Here is a 21,375-nt window from a genome sequence, read left to right on the forward strand (position 1 = left end):
CCAGCCCACCGATCACGCCGATGGGCCAGTGAACCACGAAACCGCCCAGCACGGTAGGTTCTTGCGGGTCTCCAGCTAAACGCTTCCGGACCATCGTCGGTAGATCGATGATGTCAAAGTATCGGATGCTCGATGCGAGAAGCTTGTTCGCGGAGGCTTTGATCGCATCAATTTACACGAAGGCAGAGCGCGCGCGACCACACAGCAAATCAGACGGAACTCGATCCTGTTCCATGCGGTAAATTACGTCCGCTTTCGAAGCATAGGGAGAGCGCCTTGAACGACCGCGATGGAGGCGCATAGCGGCCACTCAAAGCCCATACGCGATGCCTGCGATGGGTAAGAAAATCGACCAATCGACCGGAAGCGATTCGAACTTTTTCACCGCCAAACGCCGCCGTTTGTACGCTTTTTCGCGCAGGGGCCATCTCCCACTCTTTACGCGGGCGTAGTTTCGGCGGTTGTCGGCGGCAATAGAGGGCAATCGGCGGAGAAATGGCGCACCATCTCAGGCGATGATGCGAACTATGTCTACTCCATAGCCCTCTAAGGCCCCCCTTTTTGCGAAAGAGGCGGCTCAATACTCTTGAATGCGGCCTCGACCACTGCAACCGGGCGATCATTCTTGCCCGCATCCGCGGATTGGGCGGGCCGTGATGGCACGGACGTGTGGGACCATCTTGGAGGATCGTCGTCACGGTCCTCCATCTAACCGGCGACTACGGGGCCGTCGGCTTTTCGGCGACAAACTTACTAAGCCGCCGCCTATGAGAACCTCCCCAGGCCCCTTACGCACGCCCGAAGGCGGGAGGATTGCCGGCAACGACAAGGTTGGTTGGATTCGGTAGCCGCAAGAAACATTGACTGCCCGGCCCTGCCTAGCGACCGTGCACGCCCTACCATCTTCGATGCCGATAGCATCTGCCTTATAATGGGAACCGGCCTGCATCACCGAGCATGTCATCTGCTAAAAGAGCACTTCTCTCAGCGAGTCGGGTATGATACCCGTTCTCATGAAATCGGGTATCGCCCCTGAACCAGAAAGGTGAGTCGGTGCGGCTTGTCACAACGCGAATAGCGACGAGCCTGACCGGGTTGTCGACCGAGCAACTCCGCGAGTGGTCGAGCCGGCGGGCGTTGATCCCTGCCGACATCCAGAACCGCGGGCGCGGTTCGCAGGCTCAATATGGATGGCAGGCGATTTTGCTGCTGCGCATTGCGCTGCGGCTCAAGGACTGCTTCCATATCGAGCTTCACGCGCACCGTGGATTGTTCGCGGCGCTGCGCGAGACGCTGGGCGGTATCTCGTTCCTCAAACTGTGGGGCACGAGCGTTGCGATTTATGGCCGCGAAACCTGGGAATTGATCGATGCGGATACTGCTGGCGAGATGACGGCCGACGCCATCATCGTCCAGCTCGATCCTCACCTTGCCGTGCTAGCGGAAGAGTTTGCCATGCCAGGCCCGCCGCCGACGGGTCAACTCGAACTTTTCCCTGCCCGGCTGGTATCGGCGGAAGTCGCCCTCAGAGGCAATAAAACGGCTGCTGAGGTCCAACAGCAACCGTCGCGGCGCCGGGCATGAGTTCCGGCGCTTTCATCAAAGCACTACAGGCGACGGGATACCTTGGCCCCGAGGGACAACCCGCTCCAGGTCTCGTAACCAATGACGCGCCGGAAGCGGCGCGCCTGAGAGCCGTCCTCAAAGACACGCGCGTCGGGTTGAAGGCAGATGCGGTTTTCTCGGCGCAGAATATGCCGACATCGATCTTCAAGGACGCTGGCGATTCTGCGCCCAGCGAGGAGCAAGTCGGTCACTGGCACGAAGCGGCCTGGAATATTGGCGTGGCGCCGCTGCTTTGGATCATCACGCCGACCGAAGTTCGTCTGTACGATTGCTACGCGTCGCCTTGGCGCGGTGCCGATCCGGGCGTTGCTGCGCCGCCGCTCGACCGTTTTGACCTTGCCGCCGATGATCGGCTTCGCGCGCTCGATGCGATGTGCGGCCGATTGGCGACCGAAACCGGAGCCTTCTGGTCAAGCCTGATCGGCAAGAAGATCGATCGCCAATATCGTGTCGATCGCGAATTGCTCGCCGAGATCAATGCGCTCGAAGGCCGATTGACCGAACTGCCGCCCGCGCAAAGGGCGGCGCAGTTGGACGGTCCAGACGAAATCGCCGCCGCGCGAGATTTTGCGCAGCGGCTCATCGGCCGCTGCATTTTCACTTGGTATCTGCTCGACCGCGAAATTGCGCAGCCTTTCCTTCCAATCTCGTTGCCTGACGACCTAGCAGCAATGATGGCGACTCCCACGAGCGCGTTTGATTTGTTCTCTTGGCTGCGCGACACGTTCAACGGCGATCTCTTCCCGATGGACAACCCCGGCGCCGAGCATAAGCGATTGGGTTCGGCCCATCTGGCATTGATGCGGGATTTCATTGAAGGTCGCAGCCTTGTCCCCGAAAACCATGGCCAGGGACGCCTGTTTCGGTTCCGCTTCGATGCGATCCCCGTCGATCTCGTCAGCTCGATATACCAGCAGTTCGCACGATCGAGCGCTGAGAAGAAAACGCGCGTGCAGGGCTTGCACTACACGCCCGTCGAGCTTGTTCATGTGACGCTCGATCCAGTTTTCGAAGATCTCCCCGCGACCGCGCGCGTCATTGATCCGACATGCGGCTCGGGCGCCTTTCTTGTCGAGGCGTTTCGCCGACTGATCTGGAAGCGCTGCGGCGACCAGCAGGCATCCCGCGCAGTCGTGCGTGACATTCTCTACCATCAGCTCTTCGGCATCGACATCAATCCCTCCGCGCTCGGGATCGCCGCGTTCAGCCTTTATCTGGCAGCGCTCGAATTTGATGGGGAGCCGATCACCGACATCGCCGAGCTGAAATTCGACCGGCTGATCGGAACGACTCTGTTCGAGGCCGATACGATCGGCGAGGATTTGCCGGCCGCGCTAGTCGACCGGCCGTTCGAGGCTGTCGTTGGCAATCCGCCGTGGACCTTCGACAAATCCATCAAAGCGAAGCCAAGGAAGAAGGGCAATGCGCGCTCGCCGCGACCGCGGCGTAGCCCCGACTGGGCCTTTCTCGATGTAGCGGCGGCGCTCGCTGGCGAGAACGGACGCATCGGCATGGTGATGAAGGCGTCGCCGTTCTTCTCCAAGGATGAACATGCCGTCGAAGCAAGGGCGGCGCTTCTGTCGCGTTTGAAGCCGGCGGCGCTAGTCAATCTTTCGGCGTTGCGCAAGGAGCATCTTTTCCCTGATGCGACCGGCCCGGCGATGCTGTTTTTTGCGCGCTGCTCGCTGATGCCGGAAGCCGACCAACTGCTTGTCGGTTCGATCCCCTGGACACCTGACTTCGTTCGCAACGGCCTTTTTCATATCGGCCCGGGTGAGCTTCGTGCCGTCCCGCTCCGCCGGATTCTGCGCACGCCGGCGATGCTCAAGGCGGCGACGTTCGGCACCGTCCGCGATAGTTGGCTTATCGAGCGGCTCGAGCGAGAATTTCCGACGCTGGAGGAGACGCTCAATTCGTTGGGCATCCTCGCTCTCGAAGGTCGGGGACAGGGCTATCAGGTTGAGGGCGATCCCAATGTCCCGCCAGCCTATTTCTATAAGACGCCGGCGCTGACCCCCGATGACTATGAGCCGTTTCGCATCGATTTCAATGCGCTGCCGCTTTTCGCGGAGCCGACGTTGCACCGCATTCGGAATGAATCAATCTATCGCGGTCCACTGCTCCTCTGTCCCAAGGCAAGCTTCAAGTCGAGCGTAGAAGAAGGGCGCTACAGTGCCGCCACAGCCACGCATGACCTGCTCTATACCGAGAGCTTCTATGGAATCTCGTTCGCGGACCATGCTCCCGAGCTGGCGCCGGTCCTTACCGGGATTCTCAATTCCTGCGTGACGACGTTTCAGCTTGCCTATGGCGGGGGAGCCTGGGGGCTTGAGCGGTCGACCGTCGAGCCGAAGGATCTTTTGTCCTTGCGTGTTCCTGATCTCCGCAAGGTCGATGCGGCAACCCTTCGGCTCATCGCTGAGGCCGAAGCTGCGGTGGCTCGGGAAGCCACTTCCGAGCATCTTCAAGCACTCGATGCTTCGGTTGCGGAGCTCTATGAGTTCGATCGGCATGAACTGGTTCTGGCGCGTGAAAGCGTCGAACGCGCACGGCTGCTGATCTTCGAAGGTCGCAAGCGCCGCCGGGCATTCGTGAAGCCGCCCCAGCGTGAACCGCTCCAAGCGTATGCCGCGACTGTCACCAGCGTTGTCGATGGCTATTTGCGGAGCAGAGGCACCCGGCACTTAGAAGCGGCAGTCTATTCCCGCCCGCTGGTGAGTGCGAGTTGGGCCGATGGCGGTGGCGGCCTCACGGCCGTTCGCTTCCGAATGGGAGCAGGAGCACCGCCGCGCGAGCCGGCCATCGCGCTGGGCGAGGATGCCGAGCTGGTTGCACTGGCGGACCAATTGAAAGGATGGATGAAGTCGGACCTGCCTCCTTATCTGAATGAGCGGCGCAATCTGCGGCTCTATCTTGGCGACAGCCTGTTCATCGTGAAACCTTCGGAAGTCCGCTACTGGACCAAGACGGCGGGCCTTAACGATGCGGACGTCATCCTCGCCGATCATTGGCTCAAAGCGTCGCATGCAGCTTACGCCTGATCAACCGGCCGGTGTCCCCTGTTTCGGCTTGGAGACAGATGAGATCGAAACGGTCATCGATCTTGTCTGTCAGGGTGCCCGCGAAGCCCGTCAGCACATAACACCTGGCCTGCTCGAAGTGCCGATTACCGTCATCGTGCGGAAGGCCATGAGGCGGATGAAGCGCGATCTCGGTCTGACCAATCTGGAGGTCGCAGGCGAGGTCGAGATCGACGACATGGCGACCGATGGGGCCGAACTGCTCGGACGCATCGACATCACCTTGAAGTTCCTGCGACAGTTTGGAAATGAGGACGACTATGTCGGCGTTGAATGCAAGCGTGTCGGTGCTGGCAGTGCATTCAGCCAGCTCAACTCCCGCTATGTCACACAAGGGGTCGAGCGCTTCATAAATGGCCAGTACGCGACCGGCCACGCCTGGGGCTTCATGTTGGGCTATGCGCTGGCGCTACCGGCGGATGCTATCGTTCAGGCGGTGAATAATCGTCTTCAATCGGATTATGGCGCAGCCGCGGCGCTGGCTGCCGCGGCCTCTCACAACGATGCCCTCGCCATCCACGAAGGAGCGATGCAACGCCCGGATGGATCGTCGATCCGCCTCCGCCACATCATCGTCGATATGGTCCCGGCGGCACCCGCGAACGGCTGAACAAGCGGTCTGACCATTGTTAAGATTGAGGCGAGCGGCCATATATGCGGCATCGCACCTGATCTACTATCGAGTAATATTGGCGTACGGCATTGTAGGAAGCTAAACCAAGCAGCGAACGTTCGAAGTAAGTGCGATCGATACTGCGATACGAATATCTGCTTATAACTACTTGAACTCAGAATCGGACGAACAGCTAAGTTCCCAAAAGCCAGCCATTTTAGCCCATCTGGCGATAGTTATGAACAGACGGCGGCTTTTAGGATCAATCGCGGCTTGTCTGAATGACCGAAACAAAGCGCATAGCTGTCGTCCAAAGCCCCATACACCACGTCTGCACAGGGTCAAAATCGACCAATCGACCGGAAGCGATTCGAACTTTTTCACCGCCAAACGCCGCCGTTTCTACGCTTTTCCGCGCAAGGACCATCTCCCGCTCTTTGCGCGGGTGTAGTTTCGGCGATAATCGGCGGCAATAGAGGGCAATCGGCGGAATTTGGCGCGCCCGAAAGGATTCGAACCTCTGACCCTCAGATTCGTAGTCTGATGCTCTATCCAGCTGAGCTACGGGCGCGTGCCGTTCGGCGGGGCATTAGCCCATGGCCGTTCGATGGCGGTGAGATAGCCGCTGCGGGAGCGCTTGGCAACCCCGAAATCGCAACCGGACCCATGGCCGGCGCCGATGCGCCGCCGAAGGGGCGCCGGTCGCTCAGGGCCGCGCATCCGGTAATCGGCGTCGAGCACGAAAGGACGGGGGGCGGGATAGCGCTCGACATAGGCGGTGCGGCTGACGAAGTCCGCGCCTCGCGGAATGCAGCAGGCCGGCGGCCCCATGCGGAAGGCGGCCGCGCCGTTCTCGGTCCGGTCGAGCGACGCCCGATGCGCCACGCTCGGGCGCGACCGTGCCGGCGAAACGCGTCACGATCGGGCGGCGATGGTGGCCGCAGAGGATGCGCTCGACATCCGGATGGCGGACGACGATCCCCGCCGATCTGGCGGCTGCGGCCTCATCGGTATGCGGCCGCAGCCGCAGGGACCGGCCGGAGGCCGCCGCGCGCGAGCCCTGCGCCGACAAGCGCTCAGAGCATCGCGGCGGCGCCCAGCGGCTGCTCGGCCAGCAGCGCATGGCGCAATTTCTCCAGCGCGCGGTTCTCGATCTGGCGGACGCGCTCCTTGGAGATGCCGAGGCGCTGGCCGAGCACGTCGAGCGTGCAGCTGTCCTCGACGAGGCGGCGTTCGCGCACGATGCTGAGCTCGCGCTCCGACAGCACGGCCAGAGCCGATCGCAGCCAGGTCATGCGGCGATTGGCGTCGATGCCTTCGCCGACCGTCTCGTCCTGCAGGGCCGCGGTGTCGGGCAGCAGGTCCATGCGCTCGCTGCCCTCGCCCTCCTCCTCGCCGAGCGTGGCGTTGAGCGAGACGTCGGGGCCGGACAGCCTCGCGTCCATCGCCGCGACATCGGCAAGGCTGACGCCGATCCGGGCCGCAATCGTCCCGTAGACGGCCTCGCCGACGCGATCCTGCCCGCCGCGCGTCAGCCTGGCGCGCAAGCGCCGCAGGTTGAAGAACAGCGCCTTCTGGCTCGACGATGTGCCGCCGCGCACTATCGACCAGTTGCGCAGGATGTAGTCCTGGATCGAGGCCCTGATCCACCAGGTCGCATAGGTCGAGAAACGGACCTCGCGGGACGGCTCGAAGCGGGCGGCGGCTTCGAGCAGTCCGACATGCCCCTCCTGGATCATGTCGGCCAGCGGCAGCCCGTAATGGCGGAAGCGCGAGGCCATGGCGATGACGAGGCGCATATGGGCCGATGTCAGGCGGTGCATCGCCGCCTGGTCGCCGTCGTCGCGCCAGCGCCTGGCCAGCACCTGTTCCTCGTCACGCGCGAGAAAGGGAGCGGCCATGGCCGCCTTGACGAAATTGCGATCGACGCCTGCGATCTCGCTCATGAGTCCCTCCCATGGCTATGCTCGCTGCTCTACGGCGAAGCGCCGCAGATGGATCACCCAATGCTGAACAGCCGTCAATGTTCCGCAGGCGGCCGGTCCGGCGGCCCGGACGACACTATCGGCCGCGCGGGCCCCGAGGATGGCAGGAGGCCTACGATGGCGCTCGATCGCAGGATCGTCGAACCCTACGACGAATAAACCCACAAGCCGCTCGACCAGCGCATCTTCGTGAGCCGGCTCTTCGCGATCACGGGCTCCGTTGCCGCGCCGAGGCGGCGCTGGCTTTGCCGGAGCCCAACATGCCCACGCCGAGCAGATTGCGGCCGACGACGCCCACGTAACCGCGACAAGGCTGACCGGAGACCGTCGATTGCGTGGCGCTGAAGGGCTATCTCGTCACGCAGAAGGCGGCCGGCAAGCGCGGCGGCGTCCTGGTCATCCACGAGAATCGCGGCCTCGACCCCTAATATCGATGATGTGACGCGGCGCATGGGGCAAGACCGGCGCGGCCGGCTTCTGCCGGGGCGGCGGCACGGTCACCGACACGCGAGAGGCAACAAAACCCGGCGGTCGCCCGCCGGGTATTCCGTTCTGGTGAGAAGAAGAACGGCTCAGGCCGCCTCTTCCTTGATGTCGTCGTTGTCGCTCTCGACCTCGTCCTCGGACGACTCGACGACCTCGCCCTTGGCGGGACGGCGCGGCGACTTGGCGAGCTGCGCCTCGATCTTCTTGAGCGCCTCGGTCTCGGTGACGTCGTCGACGACCGCGATCTCGCGGGTCATGCGGTCGACGGCGGCCTCATAGAGCTGGCGCTCGGAATAGGACTGCTCCGGCTGGGCTTCCGAGCGGTAGAGGTCGCGCACCACCTCGGCGATGGCGACGAGATCGCCCGAATTGATCTTGGCCTCGTATTCCTGGGCGCGGCGCGACCACATGGTCCGCTTGACGCGGGCGCGGCCGGTGAGCGTGGTTAGGGCCTTGGTCACGCTCTCGGCGTCGGCGAGCTTGCGCAGGCCGACGGCGATGGCCTTTGCGGTCGGCACGCGCAGCGTCATCTTGTCCTTGGCGAAGCTGACGACGAAGAGTTCGAGCTTGAAGCCCGCGACTTCCTGCTCCTCGATCGCCGTGATCTGACCGACGCCGTGGGACGGATAGACGACGAACTCGCCCGTCTTGAAACCTTGGCGCACAACAGCTTTCTTCACCGTGGACATGCCGTTACCACTCCTGACCGGACCGCTTGCGCGGGCTCGCGATGTTTTCGCCGTCGGCCGGGATGACCGATGGCGCTCTGCTCGGAACAGCTCGGCCCGTTCTGGGCGGAGGTTCCACGCTTCCCTTGCAGCCGATCGTTTCTTGCGGATCCCGCGCAGACGACGAACCGTCTCCCCGGTGAAAGGACCGGAAGCTGGCATCATCGCGTTGAAGGGAACGCCCCGTTTATGAAACCTCGCAGGGGCAGGCGGAACGAATGCGACTGTCCGAGAGGCATAGCACGAAAAACACGCCGAATCAAAGGTAAACGCGCCTCGATCACGGGCGCGCGTCAGGCATGGCAGGTTTGGTTAACGCGCCGGCGGCGAGGGCGCGGCCGGATTTCAGTCGCCTTCGCCGGGGTTCGGCGAGAAATGCGCCTCGAGCTTGCCGGCGACGCCGTCGAAGGCCTTGGCGTCGGCCGGGGCCTCCTTCTTCTGGGTGATGTTGGGCCAGGAGGCGGCGTATTTCGTGTTGAGCTGCAGCCAGGATTCCAGACCCGGCTCGGTGTCGGGCTTGATCGCCTCGGCCGGGCACTCCGGCTCGCAGACGCCGCAATCGATGCACTCGTCGGGATGGATGACGAGCATGTTCTCGCCTTCGTAGAAGCAATCGACCGGGCAGACCTCGACGCAATCCATATACTTGCACTTGATGCAGTTCTCGGTGACCACATAGGTCATGTCGCCAGTCCTTCCTCGTCGGGCCGGCCCTGTCGGACCCGATGCGCCGTGCCGCGATCGCGCTGGGCTCATAAAGCCCCGACGCGCGCGCGTTTCAAGATCGATTCCGCCGCCTGCGGCAGCACGTCCATTCATTCTTCGGCGGCGGACGAGAAGAAACATCCTCGCCGCTGACAGTTAATTCATTTGTATGCAAACAAATTGAAACCTAGCCCCCGACCTGGCCCGATGCAAGCGGCGCATCGCCGTCCGACGCTCCCGAGAGTGCTTCGTAGAGCGTCCGCGCCTCCTCGGCCGGTCCCCGGCGCCGGCCGAGCGCGACCAGCCGCACGACCAGCGTGGCATGGGGCAGCGCCAGCGTCAGGACGTCGCCGGGTTTGAGGCCGTGCGAGGCGGTCTCGATCCGGCGGCCACCGAGGCGGACATGGCCGTCCTCGATCAGGCGCTGGGCGGCCGCGCGGGTCTTGGCGAAGCGCGCGAACCAGAGCCATTTGTCGAGACGCTGCCGATCCGCGCGCAAGGGGCCCCCGTCGGTTCAGCCGATCGAGCGCTCGATGACCTTGAGCACGGTCGCGCGCAGGTCGGCGATGGTGAAGGGCTTGATCATCACCTCGGAGACGATCGCCTCCAGGCTCTTGGCGCGCTCGCGCTGCTCGGCATAGCCGGTCATCAGCATGATGGCGAGGTCCGGAAATTCCTGCTTGGCGGCGAGCGCGAGCGCGATCCCGTCCATCAGCGGCATGCGGATATCGGTCAGCAGCAGGTCGAAACGGCCCTGCTCGGCGATCAGGATCTCGAGCGCCTCGGCGCCGTCGGCCGCCATGAGGCAGTCATGCCCGTCCATGGCCAGACCGCGCGCGACCAGCGCCCGCAGGGATTCCTCGTCGTCGACGACCAGAATGCGCGACATGCGACCTGCCTCTAGATTCCCGGAAAGCCGGCCTGATCGGCCGTCTCGACGACGCCGACATAGGGCAGTTGCCGGTAGGAATGGGCGACGTCCATGCCATAGCCGACGACGAAATAGTCGGGACAGGCGAAGCCGACATGATCGGCCTGGATGTTGACCGCGCGCTTGCCGGGCTTCTCCAGCAGCACGACGGTCTCGACCCGGGCCGCGCCGCGCGCCGCCAGCAGATCCTTGGCGAAGGCGAGCGTGCGACCGGATTCGAGGATGTCGTCGACGAGCAGCACCTGGCGGCCGCGCACCTCGCTCTGGACGTCGCGCAGGATCTCGACCTGACCGGAGGAGATCGTCGCCGAGCGATAGCTCGACAGATGCACGAACTCGACCTGCGGCGTCATGCCGGCGCGGTGCATGGCGCGGATCAGGTCGGCGACGAACATGAAGCTGCCCTTGAGCACGGCGACGACGAGCAGGTCGGCCGGCGCGTCGGCCGCGATCGCCCTCGCCATCTCCTCGTTGCGGCGCGCGATCGTCGCCTCGTCATAGAGCACCCTGATGCGCCGTGGCTCGGACATGGTCTGGTCGTCTCTCTTCACAGTCAGCCGTTCGCGGGCATGCTGGCGCGGCCCGAGGCCCGCGCGGATGGGCGCTCGGGGCAGGTTTATACGATCTGGCAGGCGGGAACAGGGCCAAGGCTCACGAAAACGCGCATCGGCCCGGCGACGGAAGGCGTCATTCAGCGCGCGCTTGCAACGGCAGGGCCTTGGTCGAGGTGAAGCGGACCTGCACGGACCGGCCGTTCTCGGGCGGCTGCGCCAGCCGGGCGCGGAAGCGCACGAGTTCGGCCGGCTCCAGGCTCGGGCGGGGCGGGTCGGTCGTCCAGGTATAGAGCGTCTGGCCGGCCGCATCCTTCACCATCACCTCGATCGCCGGCACCGGCACGACGCCGCGCCTGATGTTGGTGACGTCGCCCTCGACGATCAGGAACCGGCCCTGGCCGTCATCGACGAGGCCGCTTTCGATCGCCGTCAGCTTCAGGCCCCGTATGTTCACGGGAAGGCCCATCGCCTCGAAGACGCCCGCCAACTGCGGCGCGGCGCGCGCCGCGAGGTCGCGCTGCCAGATCGCCAGCCCCAGCACCAGCAGGCCGGCGCCGCAGATCGCCAGCGGAACGGCGAAGCCGCCAAAGCGCTCGCCCCTCGGCTTCATGGTCGATTTGCGACGGCGCGCCTTGCGGGATTTGCGTGGAAGCGGGCTCGCCGGCAGGGCGTCCGCCGGCTTCCCCTCGAACGGCTCCGGCTCGGGGAGCTCCAGACTCGCCCGCGCCAGCTCCTCGTTCAGCATGGCTTGCGTCTCTTCGGCGCTGGGCGGCTCCGGCAGCTCCGGCGTCGTCTCGACATGCCAGAGCGTCTTGCAGGCCGCGCAACGCACCTTGCGCCCGTCGGGGCCGAGCTTGGCCGCGTCGAGTTCGTATTGGCTGGCGCAGGACGGGCAGACGATCTTCATGGCGGGCGCGGCGGGCTTCCTCGCAGGCGTCGGGCGTCAGCCTTGTCGCGTGGCCGGCCCGGCGCAAGCGCCTTCAGCCACGCAGCCCGGATGCGCCGCCTTATTGGCGCGATTTATGGTTAACGCCTCGTGAAGAACCTGTGGCCCATGATGAATCGCGGATGGCGCGGCTTTCGCCGCGCCACCGCCCGCGGTGCGGGGCATGCGATGCGGTCGTTGCGGTGTAGGATCGGGTGGCCCGATTCGCCGTCGCGGTGTTTGAGGATTCCGGCTTGGTTCGGTTCGAGAATGTCGGCCTGCGATATGGCATGGGCCCGGAAGTGCTGAAGGATATCAACTTCAGCATCGCGCCGCGTTCGTTCCAGTATCTCACCGGACCGTCGGGCGCGGGCAAGACGACGCTGATCCGCCTCGTGCTGATGGCGCTGAAGCCGACGCGCGGGCTGGTCAACCTGTTCGGGCAGGATGTCGCCAGGCTGGACGCCGAGACGCTGACCGCCTTTCGCCGCCGCATGGGCGTGGTCTTCCAGGATTTCCGGCTGCTCGATCATCTGACGCTCTACGAGAACGTCGCGCTGCCCCTGCGCGTGCTCGGCAAGGAGGAGGCGAGCTACCGCGCCGAGGTGGTCGAGCTCCTGCGCTGGGTCGGCCTCGGCGAGCGCATGCATGCCGTGCCGCCGGTGCTGTCGGGCGGCGAGAAGCAGCGCGCCGCGATCGCGCGCGCCCTGATCGCGAGGCCCGAACTGCTGCTCGCCGACGAGCCGACCGGCAATGTCGATCCCGCGCTGGGGCGGCGGCTGCTGCGCCTGTTCATGGAGCTGCAGACGCTCGGCACCTCCGTCGTGATCGCGACCCACGACCTGACCCTGATGGAACTCTACGACGCGCCGCGTCTCGTGCTGGCCGACGGACATCTTCATGTCGACGCCTGAGACCGACGCCGAGGAGATGGTCCGGGCCGAGCCGGCGCTCCCGGTCAATCTCCGGCGCGACAGCCCGCTCGTGCCGGTCGATTCCGTCGCGGGGCGGGCGCTGATGGCGGTGATCGCGATCCTGACCTTTCTGGCGGCGTTGAGCGCGGGCGCCGCCGTTCTGGCCGCGCGCGCCTCCGAGCAGTGGCGCGGCGCTGTCGCCAACGAGATGACGATCCAGATCCGGCCCGATGCCCGGCGCGACATCGAGGCCGACCTTGCGCAGGCGGTCGCGATGGCGGCGGGCGTCGCGGCGATCGAGAGCGTGCGCGTCGTGCCCAAGGCTGAATCCGACAGGCTGCTCGAGCCCTGGCTCGGGACGGGGCTCGACCTCGCCGAATTGCCGGTGCCCCGGCTGATCATCCTGAAGCTGAAATCCCCGTCCGGCCCGGAGCTCGCCGCGTTCGGGGCGGCGCTCAGACGAGAGGTGCCGAGCGCCAGCCTCGATGACCATCGGCTCTGGGTGCGCAGGCTCTCGACCATGGCCAACACCATCATCCTGTCGGGCGTCGCGGTCGTGCTGCTCGTGCTTTGCGCGGCGGGGCTCGCCGTCGCCTTCGCCACGCGCGGGGCGATGGCGGGCAGTCGCGACAGCGTCGAGGTGCTGCACCTCGTCGGAGCCGACGACGCCTTCATCGCGCGCGAGTTCCAGAGCCGCTTCGTGCAGCTCGGCCTGCGCGGCGGGGCGGCCGGCGGTCTCGCCGCCATCCTGGCGATCGGGCTGCTCGGCTGGCTCGCCTCGCGCTGGCGCGCCGCGCCCGAGGGCGAGCAGTTGCAGGCGCTGTTCGGCGCCTTCGAGATCGGCTGGACCGGCTATGGCGCGGTGATCCTGATCGCGATGGTCGTGGCCGCGATCGCCGGCGTGGTCTCGCGCTTCACGGTCCGGCGCAATCTCCGGGGGCTCGCTTAACCGATATGGCCACGACCCCGCCCGCCGCCTTTACGCCCGATTATGCGGGTATTCCAAGATCATGGCGATGATCGGAACCGGCCCCCGGGATTTCGCGATCGAACGAGGGCGGCGCGGCGAAGCGCTGTCGGATTCACCGCGCGGGTCGTCTGGCCGGCGCTGGGCGAGGCGGGCTGTCGCAGGCCTGGGCCTGGCTTCGATCGCGGTCTTCCTGCTCGGCTATGCCGACTTCGCCGCGCGGATTCCGCTGAACGAGCCCACCCCCGTCCCGCGGACCGATGCGATCGTCGTCGTCACCGGAGGCTCGCAGCGCATCAGCGACGCCATCGGCCTGCTCGGGGCCGAACGCGGCTCGCGCCTGCTGATCAGCGGCGTCAACGAGAAGACCGGGCGCGAGGAACTGGCCAAGCTCAATCCTGCTTCGCGCGAACTGATCGCCTGCTGCGTCGACCTCGACTATCGCGCCCGCAACACGATCGGCAACGCGATCGAGACGCGGCGCTGGGTCCGCCAGCATGCATTCCGCTCGCTGCTGGTGGTGACCTCGGACTATCACATGCCGCGCACTTTGGCCGAGCTCGGCCACGCCATGCCCGGGGTCAAGCTCGTGCCGCATCCGGTGGCGACCGGCAAGGTCGACGCGGCCGGCTGGTGGCGCGACTGGGCCTCGGCCAAGCTGCTCGTGCCGGAATACGTCAAATATCTCGCCGCCAGACTGCGCGGCGCGGTCGAGGGCGATCCGGAGACGTCTCGGCTCTCGATCATCATCGGCGGCCGCAAGCCGGTCTCGGCGAAACCGCCGGGCGAGATCGGGCCCGACAGCGAGCGCCGTTCGCAACTCCCCGCGACCGTGCGCGGCGGCTGAGTTTGTCCATGGCTTGACGGCGCGGGCGCGGCAGGCTCTTTGCGCGCCATGCTCGTCCTGCGCTCGCTTCTCTTCAACATCCTGTTCTATCTGAACCTGGCCTGCTGGCTCGTCTTCGCGGCGTTCCCGTCGCTGCTGCTGCCGCGGCGCCATCTGCTGCTGGTCGCGGTGACATGGGCGAAGACCGCGCTCTGGCTGATGCGGGTGACGGTCGGCACGCGCTACGAGATCAGCGGGCTGGAGAACATCCCCGCCGGCGGGCTGATGGTCGCGTCCAAGCACCAGTCGTTCTGGGAAACCTTCGCCCTGGTGACTGTCTTCCCCGACCCGGTCTTCATCCTCAAGCGCGAGCTGACCTGGATTCCGTTCTTCGGCTGGTGCCTGACCAAGCTCCGGATGATCCCGGTCGATCGCGGCGGTCGCGCCAGGGCGCTCACCCATGTCACGCGGCGGGCGCGGGTCGAGCTGGGCGAGAGAGGGCGGCAGCTGCTGATCTTCCCGGAAGGCACGCGCACGGCCGCCGGCGCGCCGCCCGCCTACAAGTTCGGCGTCGCCCATCTCTATGCCGATCTCGACGTGCCCTGCCTGCCGGTCGCGCTCAATTCGGGGCTGTACTGGCCAAGGCGGAAATTCCTGCGCCGGCCGGGCACGATCAGGGTCGAGATCATGCCGCCGATCGCGCCGGGCATGGGCAAGGCGGAGTTCCAGGCCCTGCTGCAGGAGCGCATCGAGACGGCGAGCGGCCGCCTGCTGGCGCGGGGGCGCTCGGAACTCGCCGCGCTGGGGCTCGATCCGCTGGCCGGTCGCTAGACCTGAATCTGTCAGGAGCGATCACCGAGCCCCGGCAAGCCGCTTGACATAAGGGCATGCCCGTTCCCATTTTGTTTTAAGAACAAAGGAGGAACGATATGGCTGCTCTCGCTTTGCGCTACCGCGAGGATCTGTTCGACGACGAGCCTGTCGGCGCGCGCGAAATGCCGCTGCGCAGCACGGCCGGGCTGACGGGCAAGCGCTTCACCGCCTGGCGCGGCCGCTCGGGCCGGCGCTTCGTCGCCTCGGTCTTCCCGGTCGGCGACGACCATGCGCTCGGTTTCACCGACGCCGTGCTGCTGGCGGTCAATTCCGAGCGCCGGATCGTCGCGGCGCGCGACAGCGGGCCTTTCGGCGTCGAATCCGCGCTGATGCGCTGGCGACAGGCCGTGGCGCAGGCCGGCGCGACCGAGATCCATGTCCATCTGCTGGCCGAGGACGGCGTCAGCCGCCGCGCCGCGCTGCTCGACCTGATGCCGGAGGTCTGAGCGGCCGATCAGGCCGGCCGAGGTTGAGCAGTTCCTCGGCCAAGGCCGCGAGCACCGGATCGAAGACGCCCATCCTGCCGAGATAATCATGGGTCCGCAGGACGTAGTCGGGGTTCTCGCCGGAGCTGCCGCGACCACCGCGAACGAGTTCCAGACGTTTTTCCGGCGGCAGCCGCCCGGCATATTGCAGGTGCTTGCGGTCGGCGACATAGACCAGCGCCGTGACCTGCCGCCCGTCCTCGAGCCGCACCGGCAGATGCTTCTCGACATAGACCGAGGTGGCCTGCTCGCGGGCGCGCAGATAGGCGATCGTCTCCTCCGCCTTGTCCACTGCCACGCGGAAGGCAAGCCCCCGGCACATGCCGCCCCGATCGAGCCCGAGCACAAGACCCGGCCGTTCCGGCGTGCCGCGATGGACATGCGAGAAGACGCAGAGCGAGCGGTGATAGCCGCGCAATCCTGCCTGCACGCTCTCCTCGAAGGCGAATCCCGGCTTCCAGATCAGCGAACCATAGCCGAAGACCCAGAGATCGCCGTCCGTTGCGAGCGTCGTCATCGTCGTCCCATCATTTGGCCATGCCAGGCTGCTTCAAGCGGGCCGATATCGCTGGCACCCGTCACTGAGCGCAGCTAACAATCCGCCCGATCTTCCGCAAGGAACGCCGACCGCATGACCGCTCCCGCCTCCGCGCGCCGCCCGGGCCGCTTCTGGCTTTATCTGCCCTACATCCTGATCGCGCTCGCGGCCGCGGCCTGGACCGGCTTCTGGTTCGTCGTGCGCGGGCGCGTCGCCGAGGCCGTCGATGTCGCGCTCGCCCGCGAGGCGGGACTCGGACGAAGCTGGGACTGCGCCGACCGCAGCATTTCGGGCTTCCCGTTCCGAGTCGAACTGCGCTGTTCCTCGCTGGCGCTGACCTCGGCCCGCTGGGGCGAGGGCGTCAGGGCGCAGACCGGCCCCGCCGTCGCGGTCGGGCAGATCTATACGCCGGGCCTCGTCATCGCCCAGATCACCGGGCCTCTGCGGGCGAGCCTGCCCGAGGGCCGCAAGCTCGATCTCGGCTGGACGGGTTTCGAGGCGAGCCTGAGCCACAACGCCGGCGATCCGGAGCGCGTCGCGATCGTCGTGACCGGCCCGAATGCGACCCTGACCGGGCCGGGGCTCGCCGACGAGACCTGGCGGGCGGCCTCGCTGGAGACGCATCTGCGCCGCAATCCGACGCGTCCGGCGAGCGATCAGGCCGTCGATCTCGCCATCGCGATCAAGGGCTCGGTGCTGCCGGCGCTGGATACGCTGCTCGGCATCGCCGAGCCCGGCGACGTCGACATTCAGGCGACCGCGACCCAGACCGAAGCGTTCCGCATCGGCCTCAACCCCGACGCGCTGGAAGGCTGGCGCAGTGCCGGCGGCCAGCTCGAACTGACCAAGTTCGTCTCGGTGAAGGGCGCGGCGCGGGTCGAGGCGACGGGCCAGTTCCTGCTCGACCAGACGCGTCGCGTTTCGGGACAGGTGCAGGCCTCGCTCGCCGGCATCCGCCAGATCGCCGGCGTCCCCGTCGGCGGACTGATGAGCGGTCTGGGCGGAGTTCTGGGCGGGAGGCTCGGCGCGCAGCTGCCGGGCGCGGCTCCGGGTCTGACGCCCCTGCCGCCGGTTGTGCTGCGCGAGGGCCGGGTCTATCTCGGCCCGATCCGCCTGCCCTTGCAGCCGCTTCCGCCGTTGTACTGAAACGAAAAGGGGCGCTCGCGCGCCCCTTGCACTATTCCAGAAGTTCGGCTGCTCACGACGCCGGCAGCGCCATGCGCGGCGCCTCGATGCGGACGATCGCCTTCTTGACCGCGTCCTGCACCTTCTCGAAGGCGCGGACCTCGATCTGGCGGACGCGCTCGCGCGAAACGCCGAACTCCTCGGAAAGCTGCTCCAGCGTGATCGGATCGTCGACCAGGCGGCGCGCCTCGAAGATGCGGCGCTCGCGCGGGTTCAGCACGCTCAGCGCCTCGCGCAGGGCGGAATGCCGATTGTCGCTTTCCTGCGATTCCGCATAGCGGCGCTCCTGGCTCTCGCTGTCGTCGACCAGCCAGTCCTGCCATTCGCCGTCGCCGTCCTCGCGCAGCGGCGTGTTGAGCGAGGCGTCGCCGCCGAGGCGGCGGTTCATGTCGACCACGTCCTGCTCGTTCACGCCGAGCCTGGTCGCGATGACCTTGACCTGGTCGGGCCGCAGATCGCCCTCGCCCAGCGCCGAGATCTTGCTCTTGGCCTTGCGCAGGTTGAAGAACAGCTTCTTCTGGTTGGCGGTGGTGCCCATCTTCACCAGCGACCAGGAGCGCAGGATGTATTCCTGGATCGAGGCCTTGATCCACCACATGGCATAGGTCGCGAGCCGGAAGCCCTTGTCGGGCTCGAAGCGCTTGACCGCCTGCATCAGGCCGACATTGCCTTCGGAGACGACCTCGCCGATCGGCAGGCCGTAGCCGCGATAGCCCATCGCGATCTTGGCGACGAGCCGCAGATGCGAGGTGACGAGCTTGTGCGCCGCGTCGCGGTCGCCATGCTCGCGCCAGCTCTTGGCCAGCATGAATTCCTGATTCGGTTCCAGCATCGGGAACTTCCGAATCTCGTCGAGATACCGTGACAGTCCGCCTTCGGCGGACAGGACGGGCAATGAAGCCGCAGCCATGCTCCTATTCCTTTCCGGCCCCCGCTTCGCGGCAAGCCAGCCGCATGGATCGAAATCGCCATGCCGGCCTTTGCCCATGACCTGATCCAACGCGCCGGATGCGCGCGGGTTCATGAGCGAGATCGAAAGCGGCGCCCCCTTGGCCATCCGCTTCCGACGACGCTTATAATACGGCCGAGCAAGGCGGAAAATGGGCAGAGGAGCCCGATCGGCTCACAGAGTTGAGAGTTCTTCTTGCAGCAATGCAAAATCCTCGGGCGGATCGGACTCGAAATGCATGTCCGCGCCGGTGACCGGATGGGCGAAGCCGAGCAGCGCCGCATGCAGAGCCTGCCGGCCGAGCGCATCGAGCGCCGCGCGCGGCTTGTCGGGCAGGCGCGACGCCTTGGTGGCGAAGCCGGAGCCGTAGAGCCGGTCGCCGAGCAGCGGGTGGCCGATATGGCTCATATGCACGCGGATCTGGTGGGTGCGGCCGGTCTCCAGCCGGCATTCGATCAGGCTGGCGAGCGGCTCGGTCTCCCGCGTTCCCTTGAGCAGGGCCGGATAGCGCTCGATCACGGTGAAATGCGTGATCGCCTCGCGGCCTTTGTCCTCGGCGACGACCGCCATCTTCTCGCGATTGCGGTTGGAGCGTTCGAGATTGGCGTGAACCGTGCCGTTGTGACGGCGCGGCATGCCCCAGGCGATGGCGAGATAGGCGCGCTCCAGCGGGCCGGTGCGGCCGTGGTCGGCGAACTGCCTGGCCAGTCCGTGATGCGCCTTGTCGGTCTTGGCGACGACGAGGAGACCGCTCGTGTCCTTGTCGAGGCGGTGGACGATGCCGGGCCGGCGCACGCCGCCGATGCCGGACAGGCTCTCGCCGCAATGGGCGATCAGCGCGTTGACCAGCGTGCCGTCCTCATGGCCGCCGGCGGGGTGGACGACGAGCCCGGCCGGCTTGTCGATCACGATCAGATACTCGTCCTCGAAGACGATTGTCAGCGGAATGTCCTGGCCGGCCGGGTCGGCGGACTTGGCCGCCGGCATCACCAGCGCCAGTTCGTCGCCTTCGACGACCTTGCGGCTGCCGTCGGTGAAGACCACGCCGTTCAGCCTGACGCCGCCCTCCCTGATCACCTGTTGCAGGCGCGCGCGCGAGATTTCGACCGACAGCAGGGTCAGCGCCTTGTCGAGCCGGCTTCCGGCCTGTTCGGCCGTGACGAGGAGCGTCACGCCGGTGGCGTGGGTGGCGATGTCGGAGGTCATGGCGTCGCTATAAGGGGTGCGTCCGGCGAGCGCACCCTCTTTCGGATCAGCCGAAGATGCGGAACTTCGCCTTCTTGTCCGCTTCGTTCGTCGGAATCTCCTCCGGGCCCGGATCGTCGGGCGCATGCGAGACCGGGAAGATCACCGGCTTCGGCCGGCTCGCGCCGTTGACGGCGGCGTGAGCGGGCGGCCCGGGCGGCTTTTCGGCCGCTTTGGCGACCGGCCCGGGCACTGACTCGGCTTTCGGCTCCGGTTTCGCTTCAGGCTTCGGCTCGTGCTCGATGATGACCGGGTCCGGCTTCGGTTCCGGTTTCGAGGCAGCGACCGGGTCCGAGACGACGGGCTTGGGCGCCGGCTCCGGCGGCGTGGGCTCCGCCTTGGGCGCGATGATCGTGGCCGGATCGGGCTCGACGCGGCTGGCATCGGCGCGCGCCTCGATCAGCGGGGCCGAGCGGTCGTCGAGGTCGGAAAGCACGTCGTCGACGCTCTCGGCCCGGCTGCCGAGGGTTGCCGGCGGCACGGTCCAGACGAAGGCGTCGAGACGGCCCGAGATCGGCGAGACCGGCATCCACTCGTCCGAGACCAGCCCGTCGGCGACCCAGGCGGCGTCGCGCGGGGCGCGGGTGGCGCGCGCCAGCCATTCGCGCACGCGCCCGGCCGCGCCATGCTCAGCCTCTTCGAGCTCCGCCATCAGCAGGCAGGCGCGCACGGACGCGCCGCCGGCCAGCAGGGGCCTGAGCGTCTCGCGCGCCTTCGCGAAATCATGCGCGTGGATCGCCGCTCCCGCCAGCGCCAGCACGCCTTCCGGGTCGGCGGGCCTGAGCTTCGTCAGCGTCGTGGCGCGGGCGAGCCTGTCCTGCGCGCTGTCGCCGGGCCGCACGTCGAGATAGGCGGAGGCGATGTCGGGATGCGAGGCCTCCTTCCAGGCGGCCTCCAGCAGTTTCGCGGCCTTGCGGATGTCGCCGCGCTCGGACAGCATGCGGCCGGCCAGCGCCGCGGCCGGGGTCAGGCCGGGCGAGAGCTTCACGGCCTCCAAAGCGGCGGCGAGCGCCTTCTCCGGCTCGCGGCCCTTCGCTTCGAGCGCCTCGGCGGCGAGCAGCACGGCGCGCTGGCGGCGGGCCTCGGTCTTCTCGGCCAGCCGCAAGGCGGCGCGGCGCTCGACGGCGGTGCGCGCGGCGGGCCAGTCGCCGGCCGCGGTGTGGAAGTCCAGCAGCGCGTCATTGGCCCAAGCGAGCGAGGGCGACCGGCGCACGGCGTCGTCGGCGAAGGCGCGCGCGGCGGTCATGTCGCCGCGACGCCGCGCCTCGACGAAGAGCCCGCGCAAGCCGAGCACGCGCGTCTCCGGCCGGTCGAGCATCTGCTTGAAGGCGGCCTCGGCCTTGGCCCGGTCGCCCGAAAGCTGGGCGGACTGGGCCTCCAGCAGCAGGGTCAGCGGCTCGTTGCCGGCGAAGCGGCGCGCGTCGCCGGCGAAACGGCCGGCCGCGACGGGATCGCCCGCGCCGATCGCGACCATGCCGCGCGAGACGGCCTCGAAACCGCGCGCCCGGCGGCGGGCCCGCGAGGCGAAGCTGAAGGCGCCGGGCAGGCCGAGCAGGAAGCGCAGCAGGCTCCAGCCCAGCATCGCCAGCATGGCGAGCACGACGACGCCGATCGCGGCGATGGCGACCGAGGTCTCGATCCGGTAGCCCTGCCAGACCATGGTGACCTCGCCCGGCCGGTCGGCGAGCCAGACCGCACTGACCGCGAGCGCGGCGATGACGGCGAGATAGAGCAGAACGCGAACCATGGACCTCTATCCT

The 21,375-nt window shown here is 66.7% G+C and carries 21 protein-coding genes and 1 tRNA gene; 9 read left to right on the forward strand and 13 right to left on the reverse strand.

Features of this window, described 5'->3' with window-relative positions:
* Nucleotides 1-1,095: 1,095 nt before the first annotated feature.
* The 3 genes from AC1RRW_RS17940 to AC1RRW_RS17950 are packed head-to-tail and all read left to right on the forward strand — an operon-like array spanning nucleotide 1,096 to nucleotide 5,316.
* Nucleotides 1,096-1,584 (forward strand): hypothetical protein, encoded by a 489-nt coding sequence (locus AC1RRW_RS17940; protein ID WP_492902449.1) that lies wholly within the window; start codon nucleotides 1,096-1,098, stop codon nucleotides 1,582-1,584.
* Entirely contained in the window at nucleotides 1,581-4,667 is a 3,087-nt protein-coding gene (locus AC1RRW_RS17945) for an HsdM family class I SAM-dependent methyltransferase (RefSeq protein WP_492902451.1), read from the forward strand. Before AC1RRW_RS17940 ends, AC1RRW_RS17945 begins: the two co-directional genes overlap by 4 nt.
* The gene (locus tag AC1RRW_RS17950) at nucleotides 4,651-5,316 is read left to right on the forward strand and encodes a hypothetical protein (RefSeq protein ID WP_492902452.1); all 666 of its coding nucleotides are present in this window, start codon (nucleotides 4,651-4,653) and stop codon (nucleotides 5,314-5,316) included. The genes AC1RRW_RS17945 and AC1RRW_RS17950 overlap by 17 nt, the downstream gene beginning before the upstream one ends.
* Before the next feature lie 497 nt (nucleotides 5,317-5,813).
* Here AC1RRW_RS17950 and AC1RRW_RS17955 read toward each other — a convergent pair.
* From AC1RRW_RS17955 to AC1RRW_RS17995, 9 genes are all read right to left on the reverse strand, one after another.
* A tRNA-Arg gene (locus AC1RRW_RS17955) sits at nucleotides 5,814-5,890 on the reverse strand.
* Nucleotides 5,881-6,204 (reverse strand): hypothetical protein, encoded by a 324-nt coding sequence (locus AC1RRW_RS17960; protein ID WP_492902454.1) that lies wholly within the window; start codon nucleotides 6,202-6,204, stop codon nucleotides 5,881-5,883. The genes AC1RRW_RS17955 and AC1RRW_RS17960 overlap by 10 nt, the downstream gene beginning before the upstream one ends.
* A gap of 191 nt (nucleotides 6,205-6,395) precedes the next feature.
* The gene (locus AC1RRW_RS17965; RefSeq protein WP_492902456.1) at nucleotides 6,396-7,265 is read right to left on the reverse strand and encodes an RNA polymerase factor sigma-32; all 870 of its coding nucleotides are present in this window, start codon (nucleotides 7,263-7,265) and stop codon (nucleotides 6,396-6,398) included.
* 611 nt (nucleotides 7,266-7,876) lie between these two features.
* A complete protein-coding gene (locus AC1RRW_RS17970) occupies nucleotides 7,877-8,479 on the reverse strand; it encodes a CarD family transcriptional regulator (protein ID WP_492902457.1) in 603 nt (200 codons plus the stop codon).
* A 384-nt stretch (nucleotides 8,480-8,863) separates the two neighbouring features.
* Nucleotides 8,864-9,202, reverse strand: a complete 339-nt coding sequence (gene fdxA, locus AC1RRW_RS17975; protein ID WP_492902459.1) for a ferredoxin FdxA — start codon at nucleotides 9,200-9,202, stop codon at nucleotides 8,864-8,866.
* Nucleotides 9,203-9,410: 208 nt separating this feature from the next.
* The gene (locus tag AC1RRW_RS17980) at nucleotides 9,411-9,722 is read right to left on the reverse strand and encodes an RNA-binding S4 domain-containing protein (RefSeq protein ID WP_492902461.1); all 312 of its coding nucleotides are present in this window, start codon (nucleotides 9,720-9,722) and stop codon (nucleotides 9,411-9,413) included.
* A gap of 15 nt (nucleotides 9,723-9,737) precedes the next feature.
* Nucleotides 9,738-10,112, reverse strand: coding sequence for a response regulator (locus AC1RRW_RS17985; protein ID WP_492902463.1), 375 nt, complete (start codon nucleotides 10,110-10,112; stop codon nucleotides 9,738-9,740).
* An 11-nt stretch (nucleotides 10,113-10,123) separates the two neighbouring features.
* Nucleotides 10,124-10,684: a hypoxanthine phosphoribosyltransferase gene (gene hpt / locus AC1RRW_RS17990; RefSeq protein ID WP_492902465.1), complete on the reverse strand. Its 561-nt coding sequence runs from the start codon at nucleotides 10,682-10,684 to the stop codon at nucleotides 10,124-10,126.
* A gap of 157 nt (nucleotides 10,685-10,841) precedes the next feature.
* On the reverse strand, nucleotides 10,842-11,615 hold the full coding sequence (locus AC1RRW_RS17995; protein WP_492902466.1) for a zinc-ribbon domain-containing protein: 774 nt from the start codon (nucleotides 11,613-11,615) through the stop codon (nucleotides 10,842-10,844).
* Between the two features lie 272 nt (nucleotides 11,616-11,887).
* Here AC1RRW_RS17995 and ftsE point away from each other — a divergent pair, with 272 nt between their 5' ends.
* The 5 genes from ftsE to AC1RRW_RS18020 all read left to right on the forward strand — a co-directional run bounded on the left by ftsE (nucleotide 11,888) and on the right by AC1RRW_RS18020 (nucleotide 15,659).
* The gene (gene ftsE, locus AC1RRW_RS18000) at nucleotides 11,888-12,547 is read left to right on the forward strand and encodes a cell division ATP-binding protein FtsE (RefSeq protein WP_492902468.1); all 660 of its coding nucleotides are present in this window, start codon (nucleotides 11,888-11,890) and stop codon (nucleotides 12,545-12,547) included.
* A complete protein-coding gene (locus AC1RRW_RS18005; RefSeq protein WP_492902470.1) occupies nucleotides 12,534-13,496 on the forward strand; it encodes a cell division protein FtsX in 963 nt (320 codons plus the stop codon). The genes ftsE and AC1RRW_RS18005 overlap by 14 nt, the downstream gene beginning before the upstream one ends.
* Nucleotides 13,497-13,563: 67 nt before the next feature.
* On the forward strand, nucleotides 13,564-14,361 hold the full coding sequence (locus tag AC1RRW_RS18010; protein WP_492902472.1) for a YdcF family protein: 798 nt from the start codon (nucleotides 13,564-13,566) through the stop codon (nucleotides 14,359-14,361).
* A gap of 48 nt (nucleotides 14,362-14,409) precedes the next feature.
* Nucleotides 14,410-15,171, forward strand: a complete 762-nt coding sequence (locus AC1RRW_RS18015; RefSeq protein WP_492902473.1) for a lysophospholipid acyltransferase family protein — start codon at nucleotides 14,410-14,412, stop codon at nucleotides 15,169-15,171.
* Nucleotides 15,172-15,269: 98 nt separating this feature from the next.
* The gene (locus AC1RRW_RS18020) at nucleotides 15,270-15,659 is read left to right on the forward strand and encodes a hypothetical protein (protein WP_492902475.1); all 390 of its coding nucleotides are present in this window, start codon (nucleotides 15,270-15,272) and stop codon (nucleotides 15,657-15,659) included.
* Here the strand turns inward: AC1RRW_RS18020 and AC1RRW_RS18025 are convergent.
* Nucleotides 15,616-16,215 (reverse strand): gamma-glutamylcyclotransferase, encoded by a 600-nt coding sequence (locus AC1RRW_RS18025; protein ID WP_492902476.1) that lies wholly within the window; start codon nucleotides 16,213-16,215, stop codon nucleotides 15,616-15,618. The two genes, AC1RRW_RS18020 and AC1RRW_RS18025, sit on opposite strands and share 44 nt — an antisense overlap.
* A gap of 114 nt (nucleotides 16,216-16,329) precedes the next feature.
* Here AC1RRW_RS18025 and AC1RRW_RS18030 point away from each other — a divergent pair, with 114 nt between their 5' ends.
* Complete coding sequence (locus AC1RRW_RS18030) at nucleotides 16,330-17,382, forward strand: DUF2125 domain-containing protein (RefSeq protein ID WP_492902478.1); 1,053 nt, start codon at nucleotides 16,330-16,332, stop codon at nucleotides 17,380-17,382.
* Nucleotides 17,383-17,434: 52 nt separating this feature from the next.
* On the opposite strand, the gene rpoH is transcribed toward AC1RRW_RS18030, so the two are convergent.
* The 3 genes from rpoH to AC1RRW_RS18045 form a co-directional block, all read right to left on the reverse strand.
* Nucleotides 17,435-18,331 carry an RNA polymerase sigma factor RpoH gene (rpoH, locus tag AC1RRW_RS18035; RefSeq protein WP_492902480.1) on the reverse strand — a complete coding sequence of 299 codons (897 nt, stop codon included), beginning with the start codon at nucleotides 18,329-18,331 and terminating at the stop codon, nucleotides 17,435-17,437.
* 213 nt (nucleotides 18,332-18,544) lie between these two features.
* Complete coding sequence (locus AC1RRW_RS18040) at nucleotides 18,545-19,576, reverse strand: RluA family pseudouridine synthase (protein ID WP_492902482.1); 1,032 nt, start codon at nucleotides 19,574-19,576, stop codon at nucleotides 18,545-18,547.
* 46 nt (nucleotides 19,577-19,622) lie between these two features.
* Nucleotides 19,623-21,362 (reverse strand): heme biosynthesis protein HemY, encoded by a 1,740-nt coding sequence (locus tag AC1RRW_RS18045; RefSeq protein WP_492902483.1) that lies wholly within the window; start codon nucleotides 21,360-21,362, stop codon nucleotides 19,623-19,625.
* Nucleotides 21,363-21,375 lie beyond the last annotated feature (13 nt).

The sequence above is a fragment of the Allobosea sp. GW821-FHT12C12 genome (genome assembly GCF_058807355.1).

Excerpts from the sequence above, each read along its gene's own strand:
- AC1RRW_RS17995 (WP_492902466.1), bottom strand. The coding sequence starts at position 11,615 with ATGAAGATCGTCTGCCCGTCCTGCGCCAGCCAATACGAACTCGACGCG.
- AC1RRW_RS17945 (WP_492902451.1), top strand. The coding sequence starts at position 1,581 with ATGAGTTCCGGCGCTTTCATCAAAGCACTACAGGCGACGGGATACCTT.
- AC1RRW_RS18030 (WP_492902478.1), top strand. The coding sequence starts at position 16,330 with ATGACCGCTCCCGCCTCCGCGCGCCGCCCGGGCCGCTTCTGGCTTTAT.
- AC1RRW_RS18010 (WP_492902472.1), top strand. The coding sequence starts at position 13,564 with ATGATCGGAACCGGCCCCCGGGATTTCGCGATCGAACGAGGGCGGCGC.
- AC1RRW_RS17970 (WP_492902457.1), bottom strand. The coding sequence starts at position 8,479 with ATGTCCACGGTGAAGAAAGCTGTTGTGCGCCAAGGTTTCAAGACGGGC.
- AC1RRW_RS18045 (WP_492902483.1), bottom strand. The coding sequence starts at position 21,362 with ATGGTTCGCGTTCTGCTCTATCTCGCCGTCATCGCCGCGCTCGCGGTC.
- AC1RRW_RS18005 (WP_492902470.1), top strand. The coding sequence starts at position 12,534 with ATGTCGACGCCTGAGACCGACGCCGAGGAGATGGTCCGGGCCGAGCCG.
- AC1RRW_RS18020 (WP_492902475.1), top strand. The coding sequence starts at position 15,270 with ATGGCTGCTCTCGCTTTGCGCTACCGCGAGGATCTGTTCGACGACGAG.
- AC1RRW_RS17965 (WP_492902456.1), bottom strand. The coding sequence starts at position 7,265 with ATGAGCGAGATCGCAGGCGTCGATCGCAATTTCGTCAAGGCGGCCATG.
- AC1RRW_RS18025 (WP_492902476.1), bottom strand. The coding sequence starts at position 16,215 with ATGACGACGCTCGCAACGGACGGCGATCTCTGGGTCTTCGGCTATGGT.
- AC1RRW_RS18040 (WP_492902482.1), bottom strand. The coding sequence starts at position 19,576 with ATGACCTCCGACATCGCCACCCACGCCACCGGCGTGACGCTCCTCGTC.
- AC1RRW_RS17985 (WP_492902463.1), bottom strand. The coding sequence starts at position 10,112 with ATGTCGCGCATTCTGGTCGTCGACGACGAGGAATCCCTGCGGGCGCTG.
- hpt (WP_492902465.1), bottom strand. The coding sequence starts at position 10,684 with ATGTCCGAGCCACGGCGCATCAGGGTGCTCTATGACGAGGCGACGATC.
- AC1RRW_RS17950 (WP_492902452.1), top strand. The coding sequence starts at position 4,651 with ATGCAGCTTACGCCTGATCAACCGGCCGGTGTCCCCTGTTTCGGCTTG.
- AC1RRW_RS18015 (WP_492902473.1), top strand. The coding sequence starts at position 14,410 with ATGCTCGTCCTGCGCTCGCTTCTCTTCAACATCCTGTTCTATCTGAAC.
- fdxA (WP_492902459.1), bottom strand. The coding sequence starts at position 9,202 with ATGACCTATGTGGTCACCGAGAACTGCATCAAGTGCAAGTATATGGAT.
- rpoH (WP_492902480.1), bottom strand. The coding sequence starts at position 18,331 with ATGGCTGCGGCTTCATTGCCCGTCCTGTCCGCCGAAGGCGGACTGTCA.